Genomic DNA, 8,133 nt, shown 5'->3' with positions numbered 1-8,133 from the left:
TGTCGGGAAACCCCCGAAAGAACGGCCACGGGGCAGGAGCAGGAATAACTCCCGCATCAGCGACCCTCGACCTCCCGGGCGAGGAGCCGAGACCGGGCGACCCCCCCTTCACAGCCCCTTTCGGGACCCCACTCCCGCCCTACCCGCACCAAAAGTCGACCAGACCGCCCCACGGAGCACCCGAGCGCGTCAGATCGCTACGCGCTCCTCGATTCTCGGCGTCCGACCGCCGTCTTGGGCCGCTACTCGCACGACAGGACCATCACAGAGGCCCGGGAAGCGGTCGAGCGCGACAGATCGCTACGCGCTTCTCGATTCCTGGCGTCCGCCGGCCGTCTTGGGCTGGTCGTAGGCGGGTTCGAGGTTGGTGACGGCGGTGGTGAATTCACGGCCCGAAGCGGCACGGATGTAGGCCAGGTGCATCCAGCGCTCGATGCCGGTCGTCGAGACGTTCTCGTTGATCACGGCCATCAACTCGCCCTCGACTCCCGAGGCCACGTCGCGGACGCGACGGCGCAGGAGGTGGTGCGCGAGGTATTCGTAGCTCTCACTCATCGGGCGCCTCCTCCATGGAAGCGAGGAAGCGTTCCCAGCCGGCGTGAGCACGGTCGAGGAGTGTCTGACTGGGCGGGGGAAAGATCTCCTTGTCCGGTGTGGGGGCGGTGATGGTCCCTGCTGCTGCGGCCTTCTCGTCGGTCACTGTCCCTCTCAGCTGCCTGTGGGGTGTCGGCAGACAGATGGTGGGCCGCCACAAGAGGGCCAAGGGATACAGCCTGTATCCCTCCGCAGGGTTGTCAGATCACGCCGAGCCACTCGGCGTACGAAGTCAAAGGTTCCGCATCGGCGCGCTTGAGACGACGGATGGTCGCGATGTCCTCTCGGGCCCAGGGGTGCTCGCGTACGTGCTGCGGCGCGTGCCGGCGTGCTTCCTGAAGGGACCTGAAGGCGCCGTCGGGGTCCCCGGACCACAGTCTTGCCCGGGCCACTTCGATCCAGAATCCGGACCGGCGCTCGGCGGGGACCTCTGGGCCCGGGTGCCACGTGCGGGCAAGGTCGAGGGCATGACCGATGTGGTCTCGGCCGAGACTGACCGAGAGCGCGACCTCGTGGATGCGGACGCTCGACGGACCGAACGCGGTGCCGAGGTAGGTGCCTTCGTCGACCGTCTCGGCGAGCATTCGAGCCTCGCGGAGATGCGCGTAGGCAGCGTCGGGATCTCCACCGCGCGCGGTGACGACAGCGGTCCTCATGTGCAGCGCGCCACGTGTGGCAATCGACTGCTCGATGTTCGATGAGGGCATGGCGTCCAATGCCTGCTCCAGGACGATCCGGCCGACCCGGAACACACCGGCGGCGAGGAAGGTCTCAGCCCGGACGTAGGCGACCGTGGCGTGTACGGCCGGATCGTCCACGAATGCGGACGCCCATCGCATCACCTCGATCAGCCTCGCGGAGAGGTCGTGCGCCCCGAATTTGTAGGCCACCGCGTCCGCCGCGCGCGCGGCCGAGATGACCAGGTGCGCGGCTTCTGCCTCACCCGCGTGCAGGTGGGCCAGAACATCCGTGAGTAGTTCGGGTGCCTGGGCCGCGATCAGTCCGTACTGAGCTCCGAGCCGCCATTCGACGGCTTGGTCGATCTCGGCGCGGAGGCGGTTCAGGGGGCGCCGGGGCGTGTGCGGAGCGTACTCGTAGCCGGCGACGACCGCGGAGAGAGCCGGGAGCGCGGCGTGCACACGACGAGTCGTGCCCACGTATGTGGGATCCAGGCGGGAAGCGTCCACGCCCAAGGCGGTGGCGATGGCCTCCACGATCTGCGGGCCGGGCGTGCGGACACCCCGTTCGCAACTTTTGATCATGGAGAGGGAGACGTGGGCCTCGCGAGCGAGATCGGCCTGGGTCATGCGTCGGGCCCGACGCCGCGTGGCGATGCGCTGTCCGATGTGGTCGGCCATCCCGGCAACGTAGCCCGTTGGCGGGGGTGCGGGGCTACGGTTCGAGGAGGGTGGTCAGCTCGATGAGTGAATCGACGGACCAGTCGGCGGCGGACCGGACTTCGGGGGCGTCGGCCCACCAATGACCCCACGGCCCCCGTCTGAGATGTGCGGTGCGCAGGCCGGCGGCACGGGCGGGGTGGATGTCGTTGGCCGGGTGGTCCCCGACGTACAGGGTCTCGGCGGCAGGGTGGCGGGAGACGGACAGCACCCGGTCGAAGAAGCCCCGCGCGGGCTTGGCCACGCCCCACTCGCCCGAGGTGGCGATCAGGTCGGCCGGCAGATCCAGTCGGCGCAGCAGCTCACCCGCCCGACGCGTTTGGTTCCCCGCGATGACGACGCGCGCCCCGGCGGCCCGCAATGCGGACAGGGCCGGACGGACGTCCTCGTAGAGGTCCGATTCGTCGAGCCGCTCACCACACCCGGCCGCCTCGCGAGCGGCGTACTCGGCGGAGACGTCGATGCCGGGACGCAGGAGTCGGATGGCGTCCGCGTTGTCCCTTCCGTCCACGACCACCGCCCCCACCAGGGCGGAGAGCGTGTGCCGGGGCACGCTGAGCCAGTCGGCCCAGGCGGCCCAGTAGCGATCGTCTCGGGTGAGGGTCTCGCCGATGTCCAGAACGACCGTCCGAATCATGCGGTCAGCCTACGACCAGCCCAAGACGGCCTGAGGTCGCCGAGACCAGAGAGGCGCGTAGCGATCTGTCGCGCTCGACCGCTTCCCGGTCCTCTGTGATCGTCCTGCCGTCGTGCGAGTAGCGGCCCAAGACGGCCGGCGGACGCCGAGAATCGAGGAGCGCGTAGCGATCTGTCGCGCTTGGGTGCTCCGTGGGGCGGTCTGGTCGACTTTTGGTGCGGGTAGGGCGTCGGTCCGGTCCCGAAAGGGGCTGTGAAGGGGGGATGTCGGTCTCGGCTCCTCGCCCGGGAGGTCGAGGGTCGCTGATGCGGGAGTTATTCCTGCTCCTGCCCCGTGGCCGTTCTTTCGGGGGTTTCCCGACAGTCTTCGTTTGTCCGGGGCGGGACGGGCGGTCAAGGGTGGCCGAAGGCCATCGCGAAGCGACGCGAACGAAGTGAGCGCCCTTGAGGGCCCGGCCCGACCCGGAGAGACGATGAGACTGACGGGAAACCACCGGCACCTCCCCGACCCCGCCCGGCTCGGGTTCGGCTCTACACCCGGTCCAGGAAGTCTCGGACCGCCGTGGCGACGTCCTGGGGGGTCCAGGTCAGGCCCGGTTCGGTGATCGTCAGTTCCGTCACCGCGCAGCCCGGGGGGCCCTGGGCGTGCCAGCGGCGGAACAGGGCCGTGCCCGTCTCCTCCGCCAGGCGTACGGAGGCCTCCGTCAGGCGGTCGGCCCCGTACGGCAGCCACACCTGGAACTGGTGCGTGTGCGGGACCTCCGGGTGGACGCGGAACCACGGCACGCCCGCCCGGGCGAGGGACTCGTGGAGCGCCGCCGCGACCGTCCGCGCCCCCGCGACGTACTCCGGCAGGCGCGGCAGCTCCCGTTCCAGCCCGGCCAGCGCGGCCAGGGCCTGCGGGAACTGCCGGAACACCTGGCCGCCGTAGCGGTGGCGCCACACGCGGGTCTCCTCCACGAAGGAGCGGGGTCCCGCCAGGGCGGCTCCGCTGAGCCCGCCGAGCGACTTGTAGAAGGAGACGTAGACCGAGTCCGCGAGTCCCGCGATCCGATCCAGCGGGCGGCCGAAGTGGACGGTGGTCTCCCACAGCCGGGCCCCGTCGAAGTGGACGACCGCGTCGCGCTCCCGGGCCGCGGCGACGACGTCCTCCAGCTCCTCCCACGTCGGCAGCAGGAACCCGGCCTCGCGCAGCGGCAGCTCCAGCATCAGGGTGCCGAAGGGTTCCGCCGTGCCGGTGACCTCCTCGGCCGTCGGCGGGCGGGGTTGCGTCGTCGGGTGGGTGGTGCGCAGCCCCGACACCACGGACAGGGCGTCGCCCTCCCACATCTCGGGGTGGCTCATGGGGTGGAGGGCCACGACGGGGTTGCCGGTGCGGCCCGCCCAGCAGCGCAGGGCGATCTGCTGCGCCATGGTCCCGGTGGGGAAGAAGGCGGCGTCCTCGGTGCCGAGCAGGTCCGCGACCCGTCGTTCGAGTTCCGCGACCACTCCGTCGCCGTAGAGGTCGGGGGAGGCGTCCGGGTCGTGCGGGGTCCGGGTCAGGTCCGCCAGCAGCTCTCCCAGGGTGGGTTCCAGGGGGCCGCGCGTCAGGGTCCGCTCGGCCGCGCGCCAGGCCGCGACCAGCCGCTTTCCGTGTTCCTCGTCATCGCTCATGGAGTCGATCATGCCGCCGGCCGCGGGTCGGCGGTACCCGGCCGCCACCGGCGGGCCCCGGGCCCCAGGAGCTAGCATGGCGGCGTATCGTCCGGTACCCCCCGCGGACTGGAACGGAAGGCATTCCCCGCGTGAACGCACCCCATCAGACGGAGCCCCGGGATCCGTCCGGCCGTCCTGCCCGGCTCGCAGTCGGCGTCGTCGGGGCCGGTCGTGTCGGCCCGGCGCTGGCCCGGGCGCTCCGGCAGGCCGGTCACCACCCCGTCGCCGTGTCCGGCGTCTCCGAAGCCTCCCGGCGCCGTGCCGAGCGGATGCTGCCCGACGTGCCGCTGGTGGCGCCCGCGCAGGTGCTGGAGCGGGCCGACCTGGTGCTCCTGACGGTCCCCGACGACGCGCTGCCCGGGCTCGTCGAGGGCCTGGCGAACACCGGGGCCGTCCGGCCCGGTCAGCTCCTCGTGCACACCTCCGGCCGCTACGGGACCGCCGTGCTGGACCCCGCGCGCCGCGCGGGCGCCCTGCCGCTGGCCCTGCACCCCGCGATGACCTTCACCGGTACCGAGGTCGACGTGCAGCGCCTCGCCGGCTGCTCCTTCGGGGTGACCGCCCCCGAGGAGCTGCGGCTGGCCGCGGAGGCCCTGGTCATCGAGATGGGCGGGGAGCCCGAGTGGATCGCGGAGGAGAACCGTCCGCTGTACCACGCCGCTCTCGCCTTGGGCGCGAACCACCTGGTCACCCTGGTCGCGCAGGCCATGGAGCTGCTCCGGAAGGCCGGCGTCGGCCACCCGGACCGGATGCTCGGTCCGCTGCTCGGCGCGGCCCTCGACAACGCCCTGCGCTCCGGTGACGCCGCGCTGACGGGGCCGGTGGCCCGCGGTGACGCCGGCACCGTCGCCGCGCACGTCTCGGAGCTGCGCAAGCACGCCCCGGCCACCGTCTCCGGGTACCTGGCGATGGCCCGTACCACCGCCGACCGGGCCCTCGCCCACGGCCTGCTGAAGCCCGAACTCGCCGAGGACCTGCTCAGCGTCCTCGCCGACACCGTCGAACCGGAGGGTGGCGAGCGATGACCGGCCCGCTCCTGCTGAACACCGCCGAAGAGCTCCACGGGCTCCCGCGCGCCGGCCGTCGCGCCGTCGTGATGACCATGGGCGCCCTGCACGAGGGGCACGCCACGCTCATCCGCGGGGCGCGCGAGCAGGCCGGGCCCGACGGGCAGGTCGTCCTCACCGTCTTCGTCAACCCCCTCCAGTTCGGGGCGAACGAGGACCTCGACCGTTACCCGCGCACCCTGGAGGAGGACCTGCGGATCTCCGCGGCGGCGGGCGCCGACGCCGTGTTCGCGCCCTCCGTCGACGAGGTGTACCCGGGCGGCGACCCGCAGGTGCGGATCACCGCCGGACCGATGGGCGGCCGGCTGGAGGGCGCCACCCGGCCCGGGCACTTCGACGGGATGCTCACCGTCGTCGCGAAGCTGCTCCACCTCACCCGCCCCGACCTGGCCCTCTTCGGTCAGAAGGACGCCCAGCAACTGGCGCTGATCCGGCGCATGGTGACCGACCTGAACTTCCCCGTCGAGATCGTCGGGGTGTCCACGGTCCGCGAGGAGGACGGGCTCGCCCTGTCCTCGCGCAACCGCTACCTGTCGACGGCCGAACGCCGTACGGCGCTCGCCCTGTCCCGGTCCCTGTTCGCGGGCCGGGACCGGCTCGCCGCGCAGGCCGCGCTGCGGGCCCGTGCCGAGGCCGCGCCGGCCAGTGACGAGCGGGCCACCGCCCTGGCCCGGCTGGGCGAGGTCCGGGCCTCCGCCGACGCGCACGCCGTGTCCGCCGCGAGCCGCTGCCTGCCGGACGCCGTACGGGCCGCGGCCCGGCACGTCCTGGAGGAGGCGGGCCGGCACGATCCGCCGCTGGCCCTGGACTACCTGGCGCTGGTCGACCCGCGCGACTTCACCGACGTGGGGCCCGACTTCACCGGACACGCCGTCCTGGCGGTCGCCGCGAAGGTCGGCGCGACCCGGCTGATCGACAACATCCCGCTGGAATTCGGAGCACACGCGTGAGCACCACAGGCAGAGGCAGCAACCCGGCGAACGGCACCGGCATCGACAGCGGTGCCGGCACCGGCTCGGGCTCCGGCGGCTCCGCCACGGGCGGCACCGGCATACGCCTGCACGCCCCGGCGCCCGGCTGGGCGCTCGACGCCGACGTCGTGGTCGTCGGCTCCGGCGTCGCGGGCCTGACGGCGGCGCTGCGCTGCGCCGCCGCGGGGCGCCGTACGGTCGTGGTGACCAAGGCCCGTCTCGACGACGGCTCCACCCGCTGGGCCCAGGGCGGCATCGCCGCGGCCCTCGGCGAGGGCGACACCCCCGAGCAGCACCTGGACGACACCCTGGTCGCGGGCGCCGGCCTGTGCGACGAGGCGGCCGTACGGCTCCTGGTGACCGAGGGCCCCGGCGCCGTCCACCGGCTCATCGAGACCGGCGCCGTCTTCGACACCTCCGCCGAGACCGGGGAGATCGAGCTGACCCGGGAGGGCGGCCACCACCGCCGGCGCATCGCGCACGCGGGCGGTGACGCCACCGGCGCCGAGATCTCCCGCGCCCTGGTCGACGCCGTCCACGCGGCCGGCATCCGTACGGTGGAGAACGCCCTGGTCCTGGACCTCCTCCAGGACGCCGAGGGCCGCACGGCCGGGGTCACCCTGCACGTCATGGGCGAGGGGCAGCACGACGGCGTCGGCGCCGTCCACGCGCCCGCCGTGATCCTGGCGACCGGCGGCATGGGCCAGGTGTTCTCCGCGACCACGAACCCGTCCGTCTCCACCGGTGACGGCGTGGCCCTGGCGCTGCGCGCCGGCGCGGAGGTCTCGGACCTGGAGTTCGTCCAGTTCCACCCCACCGTGCTCTTCCTGGGCCCGGACGCCGAGGGGCAGCAGCCGCTGGTGTCGGAGGCCGTGCGCGGCGAGGGCGCGTACCTCGTCGACGCGGACGGGGTCCGCTTCATGCGGGGGCAGCACGAGCTGGCCGAGCTGGCGCCGCGCGACATCGTCGCCAAGGGCATCATGCGCCGCATGCAGGAGCAGGGCGCGCAGCACATGTACCTCGACGCCCGCCACTTCGGCGCCGCGATGTGGGAGCAGCGCTTCCCGACGATCCTGGCCGCGTGCCGGTCCCACGGGATCGACCCGGTGACCGAGCCGATCCCGGTCGCGCCCGCCGCGCACTACGCGTCGGGCGGCGTACGCACCGACCTGCACGGCCGTACGACGGTCCCGGGCCTGTACGCGTGCGGCGAGGTGGCCTGCACCGGCGTGCACGGCGCGAACCGGCTGGCCTCCAACTCGCTGCTGGAGGGCCTGGTCTTCGCGGAGCGGATCGCGGACGACATCGTGGCGCGGGCCCCGCACGGCGGTGGTCCGGGCATACCGGTGCCCGCCACGGGCCCGCTCCAGCCGGCCGAGGCCCGCTTCGAGGTCCAGCGGATCATGACGCAGGGCGCGGGCGTGCTGCGTTCCGCCGAGTCCCTGGCCACGGCCGCGGCGGCGCTGGAGGACCTCTACACGACGGCTCTGGGCGAGCTGGAGGCCCACGGCAAGACGGCCGTACCCGGCGTGGAGACCTGGGAGGCGACCAACCTGCTGTGCGTGGCCCGGGTCCTGGTCGCCGCGGCGCAGCGGCGCGCGGAGACCCGCGGCTGCCACTGGCGCGAGGACCACCCCGACCGGGACGACGCCGACTGGCGCCGCCATCTCGTCGTGCGCCTGTCGCGCACCGAGAAGCGGGCCCTGGTCGTCACCCCCACCGACTCCGCGGACTTCCCGTCCGTACTTCACCCCCTCAGCCTGGAGAAGTGAC

8 protein-coding genes are annotated in these 8,133 nt (G+C 73.1%); 3 read left to right on the top strand and 5 right to left on the bottom strand.

Going from position 1 to position 8,133, the window contains the following annotated elements:
- Positions 1-300: 300 nt before the first annotated feature.
- From AB0D01_RS36005 to AB0D01_RS35985, 5 genes are all read right to left on the bottom strand, one after another.
- A complete protein-coding gene (locus AB0D01_RS36005) occupies positions 301-555 on the bottom strand; it encodes a hypothetical protein (RefSeq protein ID WP_363062938.1) in 255 nt (84 codons plus the stop codon).
- Positions 548-700 (bottom strand): hypothetical protein, encoded by a 153-nt coding sequence (locus AB0D01_RS36000; RefSeq protein ID WP_363062936.1) that lies wholly within the window; start codon positions 698-700, stop codon positions 548-550. Before AB0D01_RS36000 ends, AB0D01_RS36005 begins: the two co-directional genes overlap by 8 nt.
- Positions 701-794: 94 nt before the next feature.
- Positions 795-1,952, bottom strand: coding sequence for a helix-turn-helix transcriptional regulator (locus AB0D01_RS35995; protein WP_363062934.1), 1,158 nt, complete (start codon positions 1,950-1,952; stop codon positions 795-797).
- A 34-nt stretch (positions 1,953-1,986) separates the two neighbouring features.
- A complete protein-coding gene (locus AB0D01_RS35990) occupies positions 1,987-2,628 on the bottom strand; it encodes an HAD family hydrolase (protein ID WP_363062932.1) in 642 nt (213 codons plus the stop codon).
- A 530-nt stretch (positions 2,629-3,158) separates the two neighbouring features.
- A complete protein-coding gene (locus AB0D01_RS35985) occupies positions 3,159-4,280 on the bottom strand; it encodes a beta-eliminating lyase-related protein (protein WP_363062930.1) in 1,122 nt (373 codons plus the stop codon).
- 131 nt (positions 4,281-4,411) lie between these two features.
- On the opposite strand from AB0D01_RS35985, the gene AB0D01_RS35980 reads away from it, so the two are divergent.
- Genes AB0D01_RS35980 through AB0D01_RS35970 form a run of 3 tightly spaced genes read left to right on the top strand, consistent with a single transcriptional unit; the run spans position 4,412 to position 8,132 of the window.
- Positions 4,412-5,347, top strand: a complete 936-nt coding sequence (locus AB0D01_RS35980) for a DUF2520 domain-containing protein (protein WP_363062928.1) — start codon at positions 4,412-4,414, stop codon at positions 5,345-5,347.
- Positions 5,344-6,339 (top strand): pantoate--beta-alanine ligase, encoded by a 996-nt coding sequence (panC, locus tag AB0D01_RS35975; RefSeq protein WP_363062926.1) that lies wholly within the window; start codon positions 5,344-5,346, stop codon positions 6,337-6,339. The genes AB0D01_RS35980 and panC overlap by 4 nt, the downstream gene beginning before the upstream one ends.
- Positions 6,340-6,380: 41 nt before the next feature.
- Positions 6,381-8,132: an L-aspartate oxidase gene (locus AB0D01_RS35970; RefSeq protein WP_363062943.1), complete on the top strand. Its 1,752-nt coding sequence runs from the start codon at positions 6,381-6,383 to the stop codon at positions 8,130-8,132.
- Position 8,133 lies beyond the last annotated feature (1 nt).

This window comes from Streptomyces sp. NPDC048606 (assembly GCF_040650855.1).
In the GTDB taxonomy this organism is placed as follows: domain Bacteria; phylum Actinomycetota; class Actinomycetes; order Streptomycetales; family Streptomycetaceae; genus Streptomyces.
Note: the sequence above shows the minus strand (reverse complement) of the source record. Positions and strands in the feature narration are given on the sequence as shown.